Genomic DNA, 19,537 nt, shown 5'->3' with positions numbered 1-19,537 from the left:
AGTTTGCTACTTTTTGGTATTTTTTCATCCCACTAATTATTAGTCTTCACTAATCGGGCTTTTGCGGGATAAAGTTCGGCAAAGCTCTGCGACCTCGTACATCGTATAGCTTTGAAAGTTATATTGATTATGCAATTCCTGATAATACTGTAAAAGCTCCTCAAGCATAGCCAAATTCTTTTCAATGTTCTTGCCAAAATTATGTGGGCGCCACCATAAATGATAAAAAGCTTTAGACCTTGCAGCTTCATGCATTCCCTCTTTTATACGTTGGACTTTTAAGCCTTCAAAAAATCGTAAAGGGCTAAAATAGGGCCTTAAAAATGCACTTGAACGAATGTTAATAAAGGAATCCTTTTGCATCTCTTCTAGCGTTACTAGATGATTTCCCGTTACATTAACATAGCTATCCAGCCATTTTTTTGCACCTACTAGTCGACCTTTTTTCGTAAATTTTTGAGGATCGTACAACGGATGTTTTTCATTTCCTCGATAGCATACAAACCCCACTTCCTGACACGCTGGGAAATATGCTTCATTCACTTGATTACGTGGAAATACAATCGATTTCATCGGTCTGATATTTTCTTCACAAATCATTGCAGTGGCATGTAAATCTGCACGGAAATTTGCTTCAGTTTGTCCATTTTCCAAACAGTAAAAATGTGAAAATGTATGACTGCCTAATTCTTGATGTGGCGTACGTTTAATCTTCTCAATTAAAGATTTGCCGAAATGTAAAAGGTCCTCTTGCTCATTTTCTCCTACTTTTGCAAGTTGTGTATGTGCCGCGTAGCGCATGTTTTTATATTTTATTGGAATACCTCTTAAGTAGTGGGCCATTTCAGCTTTTGTTTCTGCAAACAATAGCCCCACTGTTGCCCAAGTCGCATGAATGTCATATTGTTCAAACAACTCTAGTATTTTAGGCAATGCCTCACGCACGCCATATAAATTTTTATTGTATTGTCCGTACTTAAAAACATCGTGGACACCCCAATTTAGCTCAAAATCCAATGATATGACAAGACCTCCACGATTTACTTCAATTACTACTTCCTCCATTTTTGCACGCCCAGTAACAGTGCACGTATTTTTGATTGGGTAATGTAGCCGGAGTATACATCGACGACTTGTCCACCGAAGCCTTGCTTAAATGCACGAACATTTTGATCATCTGTCAGCTTCCCCATATCATATAAAACAAAGCCTTGCTCCTTAAAATGCAATAAATTATGCCATAGTAAGAAACGATTTGCATAACGAACTGGTCTTTTTAAATGCTCTGGCATCAATTGTGAATGACAAGTCGCTACATAATAGGACATCGCTTTTTTAGCGTATACAATATCGAGTCTATAGCATAGTGTTTGTCCACAAATACTGCGAATCTCAGAAAGCCATAGTGCTCCTTTATTTTTCAAGAGCGTAATAGCTTCCATTTGAGACTTACTAATTAGCTCGAGTTTTTTCCTTTTTGCGAAGTTATTATAAAACTGTTGAAAGGCTCGTAAATTTTCATCTGATGGTTCTTTATAAATAAAAACTTGATAGGACTCTTTTTGTGCACGACGAAGAATTTTCCGATTACTTTCTGAAAGAGCAAGATACAATGATAACTCACTATCTGTAAGGTGAATATGAACCGTTTCGCTTTTAACAAGCTTACGGCTAGGTACAAGTGAATTTGTATATCCAACAACCTTCATTGATTTTCTAACATTGGCTGGCTTCTCTACGAAATAAAAATGCTGCATTGCGATATTCCATCGCTTACTTTTAATGGACAGAATGAACATCGCCCCCACTCTCTGTGTATTTTTCTACATGATTTCGCTCAAAACGAGCACATTTAAAATGTTTCATTCGAGAAATACGTTTATAGCCTAGCTGCAATAATCGTTTACGCTTTCGCCATTGCCAAAAGCTTGCAGTAACCCAAAGTGTTTGTGCAGGTTTCATTTTTTTGAAAAAGGCTGTGATAATATCGATATTTTTATAAACATCATAGGTTAAAAAATATGTCTGCTTTGGCAATGCTTCAACAATTTGCAATTCGTCTACACGCCAGTTCACCGCATGTAACGCAAACGCAGGCTTATTCGTTTCTGCATAAGAATCTTTGTAAATGGAGTATCCCTTATAAAATAGAGAAATAATTTCTTCCTCATCGAGTTGCATCGCCTCCTGTATCGACAACTCCTCAAACAAATCTCCTACAGGTCGTTGCGGTGTAACATTATCTGATGGGGATAATTCATACAAATCCACTTGCTTAAAACGAATAAATTTTTCTACGAACAGTTGCCCATATTCTAGCCAATCTTTTACTTTTCCATACTTTACTAAGTAACGTAATTGACCTAGAGTGTTGCGCTTCCATTCCACGACACGATGATTACCTTTTAATAATTCCTTGAGTCGCTCTTTCAGCGTATAACAACTCGCCAATAGCTTTGCTCGTTTCGTGCCACTGCTTACGAGCATACGCCTTGTAAAATCAATATTAGAGCGCCAATCGAATTTATCTGGCTCGTAGCCAATACTCATATCGAACAAGCGATAATTTTCAGAATGGGTTCGCTTAATAGTTTCCTGATTCACTAATCTGCCTGGCCCAAATATATTAAATGTCGGCTCATGTGCAAGTGCGTAAGTTACATAACGTCCACGACAGCAAATTCCGTAGGTGAAAGCAATCCATTGATCTTCAAAAACAAGTGCGTCTATCTCGACTTGCAATGTCTCCCCTTTAAGAAGCGTTAACCGTTCGAAAAAATCCTTTTTCTTCCCTTTCGTAAAATCACTTGTATCTATTTTTTTAGCCCATCGTCGATCAAATAATCTAAACATTTGCCAAAGCTCGTCCTGCGAAGGGGTTTTCCTCGTTAATGAGCCTAATTTTTGTAGCTTCTGTTCTCTTTTATCCACACTATGCATTTTTCTACGTTGATTGAAATAGTTAGCAAAATCTACATCGTGAAAGGCAAGATACGGAGTCACTTCACGAAAAATACTCGGCCGTAACTGCCTTTCAACAAAATATTGCTCGATGACCTTTGTAGTGTCTTTGCTTTCCAATAATCCATGAAACGAAAATAGTAGATGTTTATACTTTTCAATGAGCTGCTCAAAGACAAAGGTCGTTGCGGGCAACAGCCATTCTTTTTTCGCTACAACACCTGAATAATTCGCAATATTTTCTCCCACAAAGGCATAAATTCGTATTCCCCATCGAAGTCGGACTAAGAAGGGGAAAAAGGCAATGATAGTCCCATTTTCTTCAACGGCATAGAGCTCCACACGCTCTCTTCGCCCAACAATTTGCCACCAGTTAAAAAACCATGCTAATTCTATAAATGGATTATCATTGTCCTCCGCTGCTAAAATTTCATCCCAAATATCCTTGTACCACATAAGCTCATCATCAGTTCGAATGCGAATTAATTGCAAGTTAATCACCTTTCTTAGCCGACTTTAATACAGCCTTTCGTAGACAAATAGAGTTTTTTAATACATTGGTAGAAACGTAAAATTCCTTAAAAAACTACGTGCACTAGCATCCCCCACATACATTCGTGGCGATAATCGGAAGTCCTGCTCGAGTTCTTCAATACTTGGAATTGGTAAGCCCCCTAATATGATAGCAAGACAAATAAATGACTTTCCTCAAGTAAAGATTTGCCCAAAAATGAGACACAATCTATTAATCCTTTATCGATAACGAATTTTTCTAAACTAGGGCGAAGTGAACATTACCTATCAATTGCTGGCGCCAAGGTACATCAGAAAACTCGCTAAAGCCTCTAGCAATAAATCCTGTCTTTTTGGCACTTCAAAACGAGCGACCATCACGATTAATGGATGCTCCTCTTTTTCTTTCATAGGTACTACTCGCTTCTTTATTTGGTAAATGCCATTATGAATCGTCTGCATTTTATGAGCAGGAGCAATTTTTTCAGAACCTAATACTCCTTAATAAGCACCTGCTCTCGATAAAACTACATAAAGTGTTTTGATGATAATTTTAAAATCCATCCAAAAGGAATAACAATCAACGTATTCTAGGTCATATGAAATTTTTTGCCCGTGAGAAATATTAGAGCGGCCGTTAATTTGAGCAAGCCCTGTTAAACCTGGCTTTACTTCTAAACGCCGTGCCTGTAATGTGTTATAAGCGTTTGTGATGGTTGGTACTTCTGGTCGTGGGCCAACAATACTCATATCTCCTTTTAAGACATTAATGAGCTGTGGAATTTCATCAATACTTAACTTCCGAAGAAAGGCCCCAACCTTCGTTATTCGTACATCCTGTTCAGTTTTAAAAAAGTAATCATCCGGAATTCCTTCTGCACACATAGTAGGCATATTCACCGGAACTGCCTGTATGGTCATTGTCCGTAGCTTCCAAATAACAAAGCGCTGATGATCTTGTCCGGTACGAATTTGTTTAAAAAAAACAGGGCGGCCTGTGCTAATAAGTAAAATGAGGAATACTACTAACATAAGAGGAATGGTAATAAAAAGTAATAGGAGTGCCCCCACAATATCAAAAATTCTTTTCCCGTACTGACTATAAAATTTAATAGTCTGAGCCGACTGCTCTTGCAACACATCATCCTTTGCATTTTTTTAGCACTTAACTTTATATATTCATTTGGGACATTTATAGAACTACTTTTGAAAAAGCAATTTCATAATAATATGTAAAAAAAGAAGCATATCACTATAACGTGGTTGATTTCAGTTCCGACTGGGCGTTCTCCTAGGGGTGTCGGGGCAACAACGGGGTTTGTCTGTGCGAAAGCGAAGCGGCAGCAACAACTGGGTTTGTCTGTGCGAAAGCGAAGCGGCAACAACGGGGTTTGCTGTGCGGAATGCGAAGCTATAGCAAAGAAGTCACCAGCTCTACCCCAATCTGCCTACTAAAAATGCCACACATTTTAATAGATTTCGTCTCAAATTTTTAGTAATAAATCAAAAAAGGAGTTATTTCAAAATCATTTTTGAATAACCCCCAACTTTATTATATTCAGCCAATCAATGGAGATGTCCCTTTTCACTCTTGGATAATTTGTACATCGCATGTAATTTGAACATTTCCTTTTAATGCCTTACTAATCATACATGTTTGTTCTGCCTTCTCAGCTAAGCGATTAATTCTTTTTTGTTCTCGCTCAGATAAATTTTGTACAACAATTCTTGGCTTATGTACGATTTTCTCATAAGTAAAAACACCGTTCGTCACATCAACAAAACCTTCAGCTTGCATAGACAAATCCAACACAGCAATCTTCGAATTTTCAAGAAGTGTGGCCAGTGTAATTAAATAGCAAGTTGCTGCCGCTCCAAGTAGCATTTCATCAGGATTTGTCCCAATCCCTGGTCCATTCATTTCTCGAGGAATAGAAATTTTCGTATTTAGATTGTTCGCAACAATATTCCCCGTCCCATTTCTCCCCTCCGACCAGTTTAAATTCATAGTAAATAAATGTTGTACCATAATTAAATCCTCCTTTTGATTATGTAGTTATAGGTTATATCAGTTACCTTTGGGATCAAAGCAGTTCTATGCTCTACCCGATCACTTTTTGAGGTTACCCGAGCAGTTCTACGTTCTACCCGATCACTTTTCTGGGTTACCCGAGCAGTTCTACGTTCTACCCGATCACTTTTCTGGGTTACCCGAGCAGTTCTACGTTCTACCCGATCACTTTTCTGGGTTACCCGAGCAGTTCTACGTTCTACCCGATCACTTTTCGAGGCTACCCGAGCAGTTCTATTAATTACCCGACCAATTTTATTACCTACCTATTCAGTTTGCAAGGTTGCCTGAGCGATTTTACATACAACTCAATTTCTCCCTACGAAAGATTTTACCAGTCTCATCACCAAAAATCGGAAAAGGTTTATGGTAGATATGTACTCATTGGAGATTAGCAGCTCATCGGACACGCCCAGTCGGAACGGAAATCACCCCACTCTATTGCAATAAACACTTTTCTTCTCTCGGCATCATAAAGAATTATCATGGCAATAATAAAACATCCAATATTTAAGAAAAACAGGAACACTGATTTTATGGTAGAATAGAAAAAACAATTCTTTAGGAGATTTAAAAAATGATTTTAACAAAGCAAGAAGCAATACAAGCACTTAAAAAGAACAAATTTATCGGTTTTACTACTAAAACAGGTAATATTATTATGAGAAAGATGAATAAAACCGATTATAATATTTTCGTATTCGAAGAAGGTAAAGATAAACCAGTACGTTATGTTGGTTCTATTATGAACGTAATGGCGACACTGAGCGACAAAGCTTCTAATAAAGATTTCGTCATTGTGGAACAGCTTGCAGCTCAAAATAAAGAAGAGGCTACATCTGTAGAGAAAGCTGAAGTCAACGAAATAGCTGAGCCTGCAGAGAAAGCTGAAATTAAAGAAGCTGCTAAGCCTGTTGAAAAAAAGGAAGTCAAAGAAGCAAAAAAAGAAAAAGTAGAAAAAGCAGCTGACATCAATGAAGAAAGACGTGCTATTTCAGGTTACGAGGGCTTATACGATGTTACAGAGAGCGGTCGAATCATTACAGTGCGTGAAAATCGTCCATTAGCTCGATGCAACGATGAATATGGTTTCCATATTGTTCGACTAACAAAAGAAGGTACTGCTTCAAGTCACAATGTATTTGAGATTTGGAAGCAAGCATTCTCAGAACTTGAACAAACTAATTTTAAAGGTGCCTTAAAAGCGAAATACGGAACAGGCTGTAAGCTATCTGATAAACCAGGTATACACTTTTAATCATATTAACCCCTAGCGTCGTTGCATTGACGCTAGGGATTTTTTTAATTAAGAGTGTAAATTGCTATAGTTGTTCAATAATTTTCACCTTTTGATTGAAGGTATCAATTTTACAGGCTCTTTATACCTTTAGCAAAGTCGATTCTTCCTGATTCACTGCATTTGCCATATGCGTTGTTGCAATATAGCTTAATGTCATACCAGGCCCTAATGTTGCACCTGGTCCTGGATACGTTTCGCCCATTATAGAGGCTGAGCAATTCCCCGATGCATACAACCCTTCAATTGCCGTACCATCCGACTTTACAACGCGAGCATGCTCATCCACTACTAAGCCACCCTTAGTCCCAATATCTCCTGGATATATAGGGAGTGCATAAAATGGAGCATTATTAAGCTCTGCTAGGTTCGGATTCGTCAAAGTAGGATCTCCATAATAATTATCATAGGCACTATCTCCTCGATGGAAATCTTCATCACGGCCATTACGAGCAAAGGCATTGAAGCGCTCTACAGTGTCCACTAAATTTTCTGGAGGAACATTCATTTGTTCGGCAAGCTCTTTAATTGTTTGTGCACTTTTCACTATGCCATTCTCAATCCAGCTTTTTGGGAAAGCTTGTCCTGGGAAAAATCCTGTGAAAATATAGCGACTCTTTGCTGTTGCATCGATTACTATCCAAGAAGGTATAGCATCGTTCGTTTTTTGATGGTGACAATGCATATTGTCTACAAATTCATGATAAGGTGCCGCTTCATTCAAGTAACGTTTTCCAGCACCATCCACAACCATCATATTAGGAACCCCGCGATCTGCAACAAGGAAGAAAGGATGTCCTTGTGGATCAATAACAGAAGGTGCTCCCCATACTTTATCCATTAAATCTAGTGTCGCTCCTATTTTCACACTTGGCTCGATAATATCTCCTGTTTGTCCTTCTGGTGTAGAAGTCCATTTTGCGTTTGTTGGTGCTGGCAAATATTTTTCACGATATGCTTGATTATGAGAAAAACCACCTGAAGAAAGGACAACCCCACGCTTCGCCTCGATGCGCATCTCCTGCCCATCTCGTTCAACTACGATACCAATCACCCGATTATTTTCAACGATAAAATCTTTAAATGCAGTCGAAATCCACAGCTCTCCATTCGCTTCTGCAAGTGACATTCGTAAACGAGCAATTAATGCTTCCCCTAATGCAACAGGCAGACTTCCTTTAACTTTCGACTTCACCAATCGCATGCCTAATTTTAAGGCAGTTGTTTTCCCTTTTATCGTGCGTCTTATCATATTCACCTTATGAAATTCATAGCTATTCATCGTAAAGCCTTTAGTAGACAATGCCGAACGACGCATCGTATCTGCTAATGACCCCATTCTCTTCAAATCAAAAATAACTGGCTCAATCGACCGTCCTTGAGGTAAGCCACCTGGTTTTTCAGGATAATAATCTGAATATCCTTTAGCATATTGGAAACGCATATGCCTAGTATGGTTATTTAAAAACCTTAACATTTCTGGTCCTCGTTTAATATAAGCCTCCTTTAAAGCCTCTGGTACACGATCACCAATGGTTGAATCTAAGTATAAACGCGCTAGTTTATGTGTATCAGGAACACCTTCACTCTTAATCACATGATTATTTGGAATCCATAGTGCTCCACCAGACAAGGCAGATGCCCCGCCATAACGCTCAGTCTTTTCAATGACTAATGATTTCATACCCTGTAGCTTTGCTGTCAGACCTGCTGTTAACCCGGCTGCCCCTGAACCTACTACTACCACATCATAACTCGCATCCCATTTCATACTTACATTCCTCACCTTCATTAGTAGTTACTAAATCAATGAATCTGGTATTACTACTTACGAGTATAGAATTTAAATAATATTCAGTCAATTTAACACCATCAACTTTGTAATTGGTGTCTTCTCCGGTTCGATTTCGCAGGTTTCGATAGAAATACCCCTAAAAATAGATTTATCGATAAAATAACCTTTTACTTTTTAGTAATTAATACTACGAACATTTTTCTAAAACTTACGGCTATCATATTCATTTCTACTTAGCATATATTTTTTAAAACGACTTAAAGAATATATAGGGTGGAGGAATTTTGCAATTGAGTGCAATGATACTTGGTGGTTTTCTATTTTTAAGCGCTAGCATGGGAGGAGCCCTAGCTTGGGTATTCTCTAGGCTATTCAAACATACAACTCATGGATTATCATTATTATGTGGCGGATTTTTAGTTGGCTTACTTGTAGTTGACGTCATTCCTTCTTCTTTTCAAATGTACAAATCATTTGGCCTTTTACTTGGAATTTTGATGGGCTATTTTATGTTTGAAATACTTAATAGTATATTTCACAGTTCCCATACACAAAATCCCTCTGTATCACTACTCGCAATCGCTATAATTATCCACACTATTCCAATGAGCCTTACTGTCGGACAGTTACTAGGGAGCTCCGCATTAAGTATCGCAATAACAGCTTCCATTATTCTACATCATCTACCAGAAGGCTTTGCACTTTCAACAGCATTACTGTCACAAGGAGAAAGGATATGGAGACTCTTTCTTTATTTTGTAGCATTTTCGATTTTCTTTAGTACTTTTATACAGATCGGCCAATATTGGGAGTTATCTAATAAGGCACAAGGCGTACTAATGGGTGTATCGATTGGGTTAATCGCAACCGCCAGTATTTCAGAATTTATTTTGCATCATATTCGTTCAGTATCACGAAAATCCTTTATAGCATTTATTTTATTAGGTTATTTATTAAGTCATGCATTTCATATGCTAGTCGAATAAAAAAGCAATCCATCAAATATGTGGATTGCTTTATATTAATTACTCAGCATCATCAAATAACGCTAATGTTAGTGTGAAAATTTTAGAGAACTCGGCACGTGTAAGATTGCCTTTTGGATTAAATTGACCGTTCACTCCATCAACCACACCTAATTGCTTTAATAATCCGATAGATTCAACAGTTTCTTGACGCATTTTATTTTTATCTGTAAATGGGTTATTTTTGCTAACCTTACTTACATCATAGTCCGTTCCTTCAATATATCTTGCTGTTACAAATGCCATTTCCTCACGTGTAGCAGGTTTATTTGGCTCAAAATTAGCACCATCAAAAATATCAAGTAAGCCATATGCTTCTAAAATCGCTACTTCTTTTGCACCTGCAAAATTCCCCAAATCCTTATATGAAGCAGGACCTTCATATTCTTCCTTCGCATCTAATCCAGAAGCACGGAAAATCATAGAAGCTAGTTGTCCGCGTGTTACTTTTCCGTTTGGATTAAATGTTGTAGCAGATGTACCACTAATAATGTCAAACTGATAAAGTACTTGGATATAGCTCTCAGCCCAGTGACCTATAGAATCTGTGAAGTAACCGCCTGGTTTTAAATCAATAGTTTCATCTCGGAATAGTTCTTTAATAAACTCATTTAATTCTTCCTTATCTAAAGGTATCCATTTTCCTTTAACCAAAACTTCTCCTTTAAATGAATTCCCAGATGGAGTAAATTTTACTTGCATAGCGTTACCGTACAACTCTTTAAATTCTTTTTGTTCCTGTGGAGTCATTTCAGAATCTATTGCCCACTTTGCTGTAATACTATTTTTTGTTGTTACAATACCACGATGATCAATAGCTAATTCGGAAATTAACAGTTGTTTATAAAGGTCCTGGTAAGTCAATGATTGTAATGGTATAACCACCGCAACTTCCTGTTTTGAATGGATAAAGCTAGCAACATCTATATTTTCTTGTGCATTTGCATGTACCCCAAAACCTCCTGTAAAACATGCAATACCAAGTGCGCCAGCTAAAAGTGTCTTTTTCATTATTATTCTTGCCCCTTTCAATTCATAAATTCAGTGTACTAAAACAACTGTTAGTAAATCTATAAAAATATGTAAGTTATTCAAAATTATAAAAAAGTCCTATTTTTCACAACTTAAAAAATTACTAAATATCCATGTAAACCCAGAGAATATATTACCTAATTTCTACAATATATTAGGTAGTAATTAGGTAGTTTTCTCAATAAACCCTACGAAATGTATCATTATTTCTTATTTCGAATGAACATTCTACTATAAATATGCTTTATTTCCCTTTTTCATTTATGTGGAAAAAGTAGTAAATCTATTTTCCCTTTAGTAGGTATAAAGTAGTTAGTAGTGAACGAAGGGGTTTCCAGTTAGAAGAAATCTAAAGAAATAGCCGAGATTAAACACTATTTTGTTTGTAGAGGTAAGTAATGGAGAATCATTTTTGAAATAAAATATCATTGCCCAAAAATAAAAAAACGCCAAGCCAATGAACACCGCCAAAATAATGGCGGTATCTTTAAAACTAATTAGCTCGACGTTGCTGAATTGTAATATACAGACCCAATAATCGGTCAGTAGTCATTACACCACTTTGTAAATCTTTTAAATGCGAATCTTGGATAATACCTTCTTTGATTGCTCGCGCGATATAGTTTTCTGTTTCTGTGCGCATTGTTGGTGATGCCGGATTCCATACTTGTGTCACTTTGTTGACCTCCTTCTTGTCTTCTACAATTAGTTGCACTGTCATTTTGCTACTGCTAGGAACAATTACTTGTCCTTCTAACTTATAACCCGTAGGCATCTTCCAAGTCGATTTAACTTCAAAATGCGGTCGGTCAATGCTACCGTTCCAATCCCCGCCCCATGTAATGTCAAGCTTGCGAGCGATAGTCCCTACTTTATTCAATGTAGTAACATCATAAAGCGTTTTTGGAGGACCAACGGCAATATCCCAAGCTAAACGACTACTATGGTTGCTTTTAAGCGTCCAAGTAACGACCTGTCCTGGTCGAGTACGCCCTTGGGCATATAAATAGTTTTGTCTTTCTTGAGAGCGATATGTTTCGGTAATAAAAACGTTACGAATGCCTGCCTTGTAGCATTCTTGAAATAAGAGTCGACATGCTAATTGTGCAGCCGGTAATAATTGTGCCAAATCTCTGCATGTTGTTGTTATATTCGTACTCATTTATTGTCCCCCTCACCTGTTTTATCTTTGACAATCGCTAAAATATTTTTAATGAAAATTGGTGTAGGAAACCCCATCTTTGTACCATTTTCTGTTATAGAAATAAACTCTATAACACAAAAAGCAATCGCCGCTCCATCCCCTGCATATTCAATCCCAGGTATCACTAAAGCTAGTAAATAAACCGATCCAACTAACATCAAATAATAGATTTTTCGAATAATACCATTCACACCAATTCGGCTATTCAAATTATGATTAGCTATACCAGACAAAATACCAGTGAGATAATCAATCGCCATAAATCCTATTAAAACCGTTACTGCCATGCCTAAACCATTCACCAAATATGAAATAAGTGCTCCAATAAAACCACTCCAAGTCGCTATCCATTTTTCCACTCCACCACTTCTTCCTTTTGTAGTCCATAAGAAAAGCCCTCCACATATGTGGAAGGCATCTACTAAAAATTGAATAAAAAATAACGCCCGTCTTAAGACTGCGTTTCTGTTTGTGTGGCTGTCGCTGGTAATACACTCACGATAATATGCTTATTAATGATGGCCCCACCAATATTTACGAAAGAAATTTTTTGATCGTTTAATGTTGCTGTAAATGCCGTAGCATCAAACTCAGCATTTTTCAAATTAATTGCTTGTCCATTGTTTAGTTGTACTTGATAATCCATAGTTATCTTTCTCCTTTTATTTAAGTTAGTTTAACCGAACCTATCGTAGAACCATTAACTTGTACATACAAATTACCACCTGATGTTGAAATACCAATCCCAGAAGAGTTTGCTCGTACTAAACCTGAAAGACCTGTAGCTTGCGGGACATTTAATTGACCATAAATAGTATTAGAACCGTTAAGTTCGTTATAGTTACCATTTAACCTTACATAAGGAGCAGATAATTCCATATACGTACCATTAGCATAAATTGTATTATTACCATGAAATACGATACCCCTGTTAGTAGTACCCTGCAAATACAATGTACTTCCTATGCTAGCATCTTGTTGAATGTTAATGTTAGCTCCATAAATATCAACACCATTAATAGTTCCTGCTGTAATTGTTCCTAACCTACCCGTAATATCAGATAAAAATGTGACAGCACCTATAAGATTAATCTTTGATGCTTGTATACTAATAGTTGTTGCTGTTTGATTAATTTGAGATACGACAGTATTACCCGTAAAATCTTCGACACTAACTTTTGACTTTATCTGATCGGCTTGTTGTGTAATACTACTCTCCGCTGTGCTAACTCGTGTTCCTAATCCACTGATTTGAGTTTGTTGACTAGTCACAGTTGACTGTATTTGTGATGCTGTTTGTGTAACAGCAGATACATCATTTCGGACTGTTTGAATATTGTTATTAATTGTAGTTACTTGAGCAGTTACTTCACTTCGTATTTCAGTAGCTGTTTGAGTGATGCGACTACTTAAATTGTTATTTAAATCTGTGACGCTCTGAGTAATACTATCAGCACGGATATGAATTGCAGCAATCGATGCGTCAATTTCTTCTACTTCTAAATCAATTCGATCATTCGTTTGCTCAAATTTAGAACGATAGCGTTTATCGTTAGCATTAATAGTTGCATGTTGATTTAACAGGGCATCTACAATACTTTTCGCTTGTGTATTCCCAACCTCTACCTCTGAATTACTATAATCTCTTTTTGTCTTTTTACTTAGAATTCGAGTTTGGTATTCTAGCGCAAGATCCTCATGTATAAGCCAAACCATGTCCCCTATATTACCGTCTACTGTTGTGACCTTTACTTTAATGTTCGTTTCAGGTGCTGGAGGCAGCTCACTAGCTAAACGTGTTGTCATTTCTTCAGCAGATTCTATCTTCTCGTCATGAATAGGATCTGCAACGCGGATTCCAATTCTAGGTGAATCGGCTAATGGCGAAGTATAAGTTATATCAATTCCCTCTGCACCATACCCACGAATTTGTGTTTTTAAATTTGCAGTATTTACGCTATATGATAAGGTTTCGATGTTATGACGATAGCGGAATTGCATGTCATTATCCGCCCCAATTTTCTTTGTGAAGCGAAGAACTTTACCAGGTAATATTTGACGTTCACAATTAAACGCTGCACATAATTGGTCAATCAAAACAATTGGATTTGCTTCACCGAAATTCTGTAGCAATTGATGCCCGTCTACATCTTCATTGATAAAAGTCCAGCCAGTCCCAGCAAGAACCAATGACATAAAATCATCGAAAGTCCGTGTGCCGCCATAAATATCATATTTAAACTCATCAGCTAAAGAAAAATATATGTGAACAGCAGTCGCCTTTTTAGAAATTGTGTCACCACCGAAATCTTTAACTACATATTCATGGCCATCCTCATCTTCAATAATTGTTTCAAAATCTAACAGTGGATGTCCTGGATTTTTTTCGTGTAAAAAAGAGCTGAATGAGATACGTAATGCCCCATTCAACTCTTCAATTTTTTCATAATTTGTTTCTAAAATAGGTTCAACTTGCGTTCCATTCGATACAATGAGCAAGAAATATCACCTTCTTTTTATTAAAAATACGCTACTCGATGTGAGAAGCGTTTACTGAACAATATGGAACTTTTGTATAATAATTAACTCACACAAATCCTTACCTAGACCTCTATTATTAAAAGTTTCACAGATATAAAAAATAACGCTAGCTTATGCCGCGTTTACTTGTTTTCGTTATTGAGTAATGCTTGTACAGCTTCTCGCCATAACAATGGCACCTGGTCAATTGTTCGCAAATTCATTTTAATTAAATCCCAATATAATTTAGCCATTATAAAACCCCCTTATTTGTTAGTATCTCTACTAATTCAGCAACAGCTAATTGATTCTCAAGTTTATCTGGTTGTTGTGCTTCTACTGATTCTGCCAACGCTAATTTCAAATCTTTATTTTCAACTTTGAGTTCCTCGTTTTCTTGCCGCAGAAGATGTATCTGTTCAGATATAGGCGTTTCAAATTTTGGATATTCGAATAGAACCTGCCCTGTCTTTAAATCAACCTTCCAACTATTTGCGATTTTGAAATCGCTGCGGTATTGACCATACGGTAGCTGAATGAAGTCCACTGCCGATGGATTGCGGGCTTGCAGTACATAAAACATGATGAAATCCTGCTCTTTCGTTGTCTCCATTGCCCCTACCGCGTTCTGCTCTGGAATCGTCAGAATGACGTCCCCTGTGTCTTTTTCGTAATAGATCTTGAATCCGATCATATAATCTCCTCCTTAAGGTTTGATACATATCCATTGAATACCGCCAGTGAAGTATCCGTCATTCATATCAACAAAATCTACTGGCGATCCAGAGATGCTGTACGTCACTTTGTATCTGTCCCCGTCTAGTGTGGCATGAGCTGTTATACTGATATTACGGTTAGACCCTATTACCGATACATAACCATATGTCGACATCACAGCCCCGTAGCCATACCCGGCTTTCTCTTGATAGCCATATTGGAACCATGTAATCGTGTTTACGAACCCTAATGGTACATATCCTACCGGTAGTTATTGGGTGATGACCTGCGGGTTCGGGTTCCTATCAGACGGTCTTATGCTGTGCTCAGAGAATACTAAGTTATTACTGGATACATCCTTAAGGGTCCCAACAACACCGAACATGTTGATTCCAACCTTGATGTTGCTGGCTATGAGATTCGGGCTACCCTCTACATAACCTGTGCCGTCATGCAGACCTGCAGAGACCGCTTTGTTGGTAGTGCCTGGGACTATGATCTGCCGCCCTATTTCCACCTCGCTTTCACCCTGTAAGATAAAAGCCCCATCACGGTAACGAACAGTATAAACACCGTTAGTAATACCATTACTAAACGGTGTGCCATTCGCTTTCTTGATAGGAATAGCTCCTAATCCATTAATATTTAATGTCATAGCCGCTGTGCTATTTGATTTAACGGGAAAAGACACACCCAAACCATTTTTATAGCTTGTAATACCAGCAATGGTTGCTGTTAATGCATTAGCTGTGCCTCCTACTGTTTCTATCCATTCTGTATGTGAAATATTATCCACCAAATGTTCAGTAACTTCTGTTTGCAAAGACTCTAAATCTTTACCGTTCGCTTTTTCATCAACTAAACTCTTCAGTTCTTTACCGCTCTCAGCCGATAATGCCTTGTCAGAACCTCCCGTAGTTAAGTCATTGACGATAGAGGTCTTTAATTCTTCAAGTTTTTGCTTCATATTTTCACTAAGGTTATGGTATGAAGCTTGATTTCCGCTATACATTTTATCAACTCCTTTATTTAATAAAAAATAGGCTACCCTTAGTAAGTAGCATTAGTTGAACTAATATGGAACAATTACATCATTTTGTCTTGCTTAGTTTCCTTTATTTTAACGGTCCCTTCTCCACAGCAATTAACAGAAACCCCCAAATCAATTTTCTCTTCCATAGCCCTACTTTTTTCCCAATTGCGTAAAAATAGATTGTATACAGCACTCAAATTAATTACTCTAAGTAACATTAATTGCATAAGTGATTCGCTTTGGACAACTTGTATTTTTTATCATTTCTGACTATCGGTTCCTTATTTTCTATAACAAGTGCTTGACTGGTTCTGTTAGTGGAGTTTCAAATGTTGGATACTCAATTAAAATCTGACCTATCTCTAAATCAACCTTCCATGTGTTTTCAATTTCAAAATCACTTCGATACTGTCCGTAAGATAGTTTGATAATTTCTACAGTTTCTGGATTTGAGTTTATGTTGTAGCTATTGAATTCGATTTGTGTTTCTCGAGAATTGATAAAAAATAATACCTCCTGTATCTTTTTCATAATATATCTTAAAACCTAAAATACAAATTCCTCATTATATAATCTTTAATAGATGTGGATTAATAAAAATACTTACATTACTATTTGATGTAACTTCCCACCCGGTCACGATTCCTCTATAGTCAGAATTGCTGTCACGAATTCCTGACAATGAAATTTCATAGGTGTCACCCTCTATAAACTCCACGTTGTGTACATCTATGTCCATTTTATCTTTGCCACTTGAAAAGATAACCGATGCATTTCTATAATAAATACCTTTTGTAACATTTTTCACACTAAAAGAATCACAATCTGCTTGGTATATCTCGGTGATTTTCCTTCTCTTTAGTGTGAAAACAATGTTCGCCGTCACGGTTTTCGTAGATACAAACTTCATGCTTTTAACTTCACCTGTCAGAATATCCCCAAAATAATTCGGCAATCCCAAGAAATTAAGGTTAGTGTTATATGTCGAACCTATTTTGAATTCTGCACCACTACCAAAGCCAAGTGCAAAAGGTTCATAATTACCGACAACACCAAAAAGATTAACACCACTTTTTATGTTTGAGGAAAGCAAATTTGGACTACCAACGACATAACCAGTACCATCGTGAACACCTTGTAGGATCGCTTGATTGGTTGTCTTCGGAGTTATTATTTGTTGACCTATTTCCACCTCGCTTTCACCCTGTAAGATAAAAGCCCCTTGCCCTCCGTTTGCTGTAGCACTGTATCTAAAGGATAATATAGCACCAGCTTTAGCATTCTTAGCTAAACCTATTTTGCTCGTATAAACCACTTTGCTTTCCAACCCATTAACTTTAATGTAATAGTCATTAGCGTAACTAGCGTCAATCGTTAGTACTAATCCCATGCTATTTACATACTCTTTAGGTGCTGGATTAAGCATCACTTGATACACATTGCCTACTAATGTAGTTGTGGCCACCGCGGGGTGTTTCACATAATCTGCCAAATGTTCAGTAACTTCTTCATGATTCTGATTAACAATTTGCTCTAAATTTGTTACGGTTTGCGTGACTTCATCAGCTTGTTTTTTTAAATCTTTACCCATTTCAGCAGATAATACCTTATCAGCTCCACCAGTTGTAAGATCATTAACTATTTCTACTTTTTCACCTGCATTGCTAATGGCATCTTGAACTTCCTTACCTAATTTTTCGATAGAAACCGTACCATCCTCTAGCAAGTTACCACTAAAGCGTTCTGTTCCATCTATAGGGACGTTATTGAAAATTATGATTCTTACGTTGTTTTCTATTTGTTCTTTTATAGGATTATCAGGGATGTTTAAGGTATATCCATTAATTGCGTCACCTGAAATATTCCATGAAGTAGGGGATAGGTAAAAACCATTATGAAAAACAATAATGAAGTCGTTATTTTTAACATAAGAATTTTCAGGTAAATTCCATGATTTTTGGTTTTCTTCTGTTGTAGTCAAGTCATATGGTACGGCACTAATTTTAAGCCCTTCGCTTCCTGAGCCTCCACCTTCAATCCATCCAGAATCTTCTATATGACCTTTTGTTTGTCCATCCTTTGTAATTACCCTTGTATATGTCTTAGCCGTTTCTTGAGAGATCGCTAATAATGTTTGATAATTTTTTTTGTTTGTTTCATTCGCTTTCATGCCCACATAAACATGAAAATCTTCGGTATCGTTTGGTAATACAGTTGATCCTGGTGTATTTTTAACATTCCAAAAGCCTGACTCAGTTTTATTTAATAAAGAATCAGGTGAAGCAATCAATCCTGGTTTGTCAGTACCTAAACCATGTGCCTGCACCCACTCCTTAATTCCATTTGCTTTTTCCTGCGCTCCATGAGGAGTTTCTGCGCCAATATCGGCTGGAATTAATGATACATTCCCGTCAACGTCAGGAGATTTACTAGCAACCTTCGAAACAGAGCCAGTACCATCTACTCCACGTTGAGCAAGTAAAATCCAGTCCGTATTAGATTCTGAAGGAACTGAATTTATATTAGTCGTTAATGATTGCCATGTTGAGCCGTTATTAGTTACGATGTTATTCTTTTCGTACTGTGTAGTAGCACTCCATACTGCGGCTGTACCCCAACCTTTAACATTTTCAGCCGCTTGTTTAGCTTGATCAGTTGCATGATTAGCATTTGTGATCGCTGTATCTGCTTCGGTGATTTTATCATTCACAGTTTGTGTTAAATCGTCTTTAACTACGTTAATATCTTGCACAACTTGATTAGCTTTTTGAGTTGCCACTTCGGCATTCGTGATTGCTGTATTTGTATCTTGTATTGCATTACGTGTCTCAAGCGTAGCATTATTTGCATTTGTTATGGCTATTTCCGCTTCTTTATTTACTGCTACTAATTGCTGTTTGATTTGTTCTAATTGAGTTTTGAGCGATGCTAAACTTTCAATCATTTGCGTTGCTTCTGTCACTTTGTCGTTAGCTATTTGTGCAGCTGTATTAGCATTACTAGTTGCTTGATTAGCATTGGTTGTAGCTTCATTTGCATTAGTAATTGCTGTGTTTATCTCTTGTATAGCTGTAGCAATTTTCTCTAGAGCCTCTTCCAATGATATATTTACATTGTTGATTGCCTCTTGTGTAGCATCATTATTTTCTTTAATTGCCGCTGTTACAGATGTATAAGCATTATTAATTGCATCTTCAATACGTTGTAGTAAATCTTCAACTTCTTTGCCACCAGCTAAAACATTGACTTGATATTGTAACCTTGATAACCCTTCAATAATCCTTTGCCAGTTTTCATTTATTTTCATTCGTTCTGATCGACTGACTGGTGATTGTGTCGTGTGTAAATTAATGACCATGTCTTTTTCTT

20 protein-coding genes are annotated in these 19,537 nt (G+C 37.2%); 2 read left to right on the top strand and 18 right to left on the bottom strand.

From position 1 onward, the window contains the following. Positions 1 to 39: 39 nt before the first annotated feature. The 6 genes from ACZ11_RS24095 to ACZ11_RS24075 form a co-directional block, all read right to left on the bottom strand. Positions 40 to 1,065 carry a polysaccharide deacetylase family protein gene (locus ACZ11_RS24095; RefSeq protein ID WP_049669071.1) on the bottom strand — a complete coding sequence of 342 codons (1,026 nt, stop codon included), beginning with the start codon at positions 1,063 to 1,065 and terminating at the stop codon, positions 40 to 42. Next, on the bottom strand, positions 1,053 to 1,799 hold the full coding sequence (locus tag ACZ11_RS24090; RefSeq protein WP_236690938.1) for a hypothetical protein: 747 nt from the start codon (positions 1,797 to 1,799) through the stop codon (positions 1,053 to 1,055). The genes ACZ11_RS24095 and ACZ11_RS24090 overlap by 13 nt, the downstream gene beginning before the upstream one ends. Further along, positions 1,780 to 3,462 carry a GNAT family N-acetyltransferase gene (locus ACZ11_RS24085; RefSeq protein ID WP_236690937.1) on the bottom strand — a complete coding sequence of 561 codons (1,683 nt, stop codon included), beginning with the start codon at positions 3,460 to 3,462 and terminating at the stop codon, positions 1,780 to 1,782. Before ACZ11_RS24085 ends, ACZ11_RS24090 begins: the two co-directional genes overlap by 20 nt. Before the next feature lie 300 nt (positions 3,463 to 3,762). Then, the gene (locus ACZ11_RS27330; RefSeq protein ID WP_135811380.1) at positions 3,763 to 3,885 is read right to left on the bottom strand and encodes a glycosyltransferase family 4 protein; all 123 of its coding nucleotides are present in this window, start codon (positions 3,883 to 3,885) and stop codon (positions 3,763 to 3,765) included. Between the two features lie 90 nt (positions 3,886 to 3,975). Then, positions 3,976 to 4,614 carry a sugar transferase gene (locus ACZ11_RS24080; RefSeq protein WP_236690936.1) on the bottom strand — a complete coding sequence of 213 codons (639 nt, stop codon included), beginning with the start codon at positions 4,612 to 4,614 and terminating at the stop codon, positions 3,976 to 3,978. 445 nt (positions 4,615 to 5,059) lie between these two features. Then, on the bottom strand, positions 5,060 to 5,503 hold the full coding sequence (locus ACZ11_RS24075) for an SACOL1771 family peroxiredoxin (protein ID WP_049669068.1): 444 nt from the start codon (positions 5,501 to 5,503) through the stop codon (positions 5,060 to 5,062). Between the two features lie 619 nt (positions 5,504 to 6,122). On the opposite strand from ACZ11_RS24075, the gene ACZ11_RS24070 reads away from it, so the two are divergent. After that, complete coding sequence (locus ACZ11_RS24070) at positions 6,123 to 6,803, top strand: NUMOD4 domain-containing protein (RefSeq protein ID WP_049669067.1); 681 nt, start codon at positions 6,123 to 6,125, stop codon at positions 6,801 to 6,803. A 121-nt stretch (positions 6,804 to 6,924) separates the two neighbouring features. Here the strand turns inward: ACZ11_RS24070 and ACZ11_RS24065 are convergent, their stop codons facing one another. After that, a complete protein-coding gene (locus tag ACZ11_RS24065) occupies positions 6,925 to 8,613 on the bottom strand; it encodes an FAD-binding protein (protein ID WP_049669066.1) in 1,689 nt (562 codons plus the stop codon). Positions 8,614 to 8,936: 323 nt separating this feature from the next. Between ACZ11_RS24065 and ACZ11_RS24060 the strand changes: the two genes are divergently transcribed. Next, on the top strand, positions 8,937 to 9,623 hold the full coding sequence (locus ACZ11_RS24060) for a ZIP family metal transporter (protein WP_236690941.1): 687 nt from the start codon (positions 8,937 to 8,939) through the stop codon (positions 9,621 to 9,623). A 39-nt stretch (positions 9,624 to 9,662) separates the two neighbouring features. Here ACZ11_RS24060 and ACZ11_RS24055 read toward each other — a convergent pair whose 3' ends face one another. The 11 genes from ACZ11_RS24055 to ACZ11_RS24015 all read right to left on the bottom strand — a co-directional run bounded on the left by ACZ11_RS24055 (position 9,663) and on the right by ACZ11_RS24015 (position 19,526). Continuing rightward, on the bottom strand, positions 9,663 to 10,673 hold the full coding sequence (locus ACZ11_RS24055) for an S-layer homology domain-containing protein (protein WP_049669064.1): 1,011 nt from the start codon (positions 10,671 to 10,673) through the stop codon (positions 9,663 to 9,665). 514 nt (positions 10,674 to 11,187) lie between these two features. Next, positions 11,188 to 11,856 (bottom strand): M15 family metallopeptidase, encoded by a 669-nt coding sequence (locus ACZ11_RS24050; protein WP_049669063.1) that lies wholly within the window; start codon positions 11,854 to 11,856, stop codon positions 11,188 to 11,190. Further along, a complete protein-coding gene (locus ACZ11_RS24045; RefSeq protein ID WP_049669062.1) occupies positions 11,853 to 12,257 on the bottom strand; it encodes a phage holin family protein in 405 nt (134 codons plus the stop codon). Before ACZ11_RS24045 ends, ACZ11_RS24050 begins: the two co-directional genes overlap by 4 nt. A 92-nt stretch (positions 12,258 to 12,349) precedes the next feature. Further along, positions 12,350 to 12,544, bottom strand: a complete 195-nt coding sequence (locus ACZ11_RS24040; protein WP_049669061.1) for a hypothetical protein — start codon at positions 12,542 to 12,544, stop codon at positions 12,350 to 12,352. Between the two features lie 20 nt (positions 12,545 to 12,564). After that, positions 12,565 to 14,397: a phage tail spike protein gene (locus ACZ11_RS24035; RefSeq protein ID WP_049669060.1), complete on the bottom strand. Its 1,833-nt coding sequence runs from the start codon at positions 14,395 to 14,397 to the stop codon at positions 12,565 to 12,567. A gap of 164 nt (positions 14,398 to 14,561) precedes the next feature. Then, positions 14,562 to 14,672, bottom strand: a complete 111-nt coding sequence (locus ACZ11_RS27325) for a CD1375 family protein (RefSeq protein WP_269079341.1) — start codon at positions 14,670 to 14,672, stop codon at positions 14,562 to 14,564. After that, on the bottom strand, positions 14,672 to 15,112 hold the full coding sequence (locus ACZ11_RS24030) for a hypothetical protein (protein WP_049669059.1): 441 nt from the start codon (positions 15,110 to 15,112) through the stop codon (positions 14,672 to 14,674). Before ACZ11_RS24030 ends, ACZ11_RS27325 begins: the two co-directional genes overlap by 1 nt. A gap of 12 nt (positions 15,113 to 15,124) precedes the next feature. Continuing rightward, positions 15,125 to 15,310, bottom strand: coding sequence for a hypothetical protein (locus tag ACZ11_RS26100; protein WP_134008646.1), 186 nt, complete (start codon positions 15,308 to 15,310; stop codon positions 15,125 to 15,127). Between the two features lie 96 nt (positions 15,311 to 15,406). Continuing rightward, complete coding sequence (locus ACZ11_RS27145; protein WP_049669058.1) at positions 15,407 to 16,147, bottom strand: hypothetical protein; 741 nt, start codon at positions 16,145 to 16,147, stop codon at positions 15,407 to 15,409. Between the two features lie 309 nt (positions 16,148 to 16,456). After that, a complete protein-coding gene (locus ACZ11_RS26475) occupies positions 16,457 to 16,699 on the bottom strand; it encodes a hypothetical protein (protein WP_049669057.1) in 243 nt (80 codons plus the stop codon). Positions 16,700 to 16,733: 34 nt separating this feature from the next. Next, positions 16,734 to 19,526, bottom strand: coding sequence for a methyl-accepting chemotaxis protein (locus ACZ11_RS24015; RefSeq protein WP_049669056.1), 2,793 nt, complete (start codon positions 19,524 to 19,526; stop codon positions 16,734 to 16,736). Positions 19,527 to 19,537: the final 11 nt, after the last annotated feature.

Origin of the sequence: Lysinibacillus xylanilyticus (genome assembly GCF_001183605.1) — a bacterium.
Taxonomy (GTDB): domain Bacteria; phylum Bacillota; class Bacilli; order Bacillales_A; family Planococcaceae; genus Lysinibacillus; species Lysinibacillus xylanilyticus.
Note: the sequence above shows the minus strand (reverse complement) of the source record. Positions and strands in the feature narration are given on the sequence as shown.

What these genes read in the sequence shown, in the direction of transcription:
- ACZ11_RS24095 (WP_049669071.1), bottom strand. Translation starts at nt 1,065, where the DNA reads ATGGAGGAAGTAGTAATTGAAGTAAATCGTGGAGGTCTTGTCATATCA.
- ACZ11_RS24090 (WP_236690938.1), bottom strand. Translation starts at nt 1,799, where the DNA reads ATGTTCATTCTGTCCATTAAAAGTAAGCGATGGAATATCGCAATGCAG.
- ACZ11_RS27330 (WP_135811380.1), bottom strand. Translation starts at nt 3,885, where the DNA reads ATGAAAGAAAAAGAGGAGCATCCATTAATCGTGATGGTCGCTCGTTTT.
- ACZ11_RS24075 (WP_049669068.1), bottom strand. Translation starts at nt 5,503, where the DNA reads ATGGTACAACATTTATTTACTATGAATTTAAACTGGTCGGAGGGGAGA.
- ACZ11_RS24070 (WP_049669067.1), top strand. Translation starts at nt 6,123, where the DNA reads ATGATTTTAACAAAGCAAGAAGCAATACAAGCACTTAAAAAGAACAAA.
- ACZ11_RS24065 (WP_049669066.1), bottom strand. Translation starts at nt 8,613, where the DNA reads ATGAAATGGGATGCGAGTTATGATGTGGTAGTAGTAGGTTCAGGGGCA.
- ACZ11_RS24060 (WP_236690941.1), top strand. Translation starts at nt 8,937, where the DNA reads ATGATACTTGGTGGTTTTCTATTTTTAAGCGCTAGCATGGGAGGAGCC.
- ACZ11_RS24055 (WP_049669064.1), bottom strand. Translation starts at nt 10,673, where the DNA reads ATGAAAAAGACACTTTTAGCTGGCGCACTTGGTATTGCATGTTTTACA.
- ACZ11_RS24050 (WP_049669063.1), bottom strand. Translation starts at nt 11,856, where the DNA reads ATGAGTACGAATATAACAACAACATGCAGAGATTTGGCACAATTATTA.
- ACZ11_RS24040 (WP_049669061.1), bottom strand. Translation starts at nt 12,544, where the DNA reads ATGGATTATCAAGTACAACTAAACAATGGACAAGCAATTAATTTGAAA.
- ACZ11_RS27325 (WP_269079341.1), bottom strand. Translation starts at nt 14,672, where the DNA reads ATGGCTAAATTATATTGGGATTTAATTAAAATGAATTTGCGAACAATT.
- ACZ11_RS24030 (WP_049669059.1), bottom strand. Translation starts at nt 15,112, where the DNA reads ATGATCGGATTCAAGATCTATTACGAAAAAGACACAGGGGACGTCATT.
- ACZ11_RS26100 (WP_134008646.1), bottom strand. Translation starts at nt 15,310, where the DNA reads ATGTCGACATATGGTTATGTATCGGTAATAGGGTCTAACCGTAATATC.
- ACZ11_RS27145 (WP_049669058.1), bottom strand. Translation starts at nt 16,147, where the DNA reads ATGTATAGCGGAAATCAAGCTTCATACCATAACCTTAGTGAAAATATG.
- ACZ11_RS26475 (WP_049669057.1), bottom strand. Translation starts at nt 16,699, where the DNA reads ATGAAAAAGATACAGGAGGTATTATTTTTTATCAATTCTCGAGAAACA.
- ACZ11_RS24015 (WP_049669056.1), bottom strand. Translation starts at nt 19,526, where the DNA reads ATGGTCATTAATTTACACACGACACAATCACCAGTCAGTCGATCAGAA.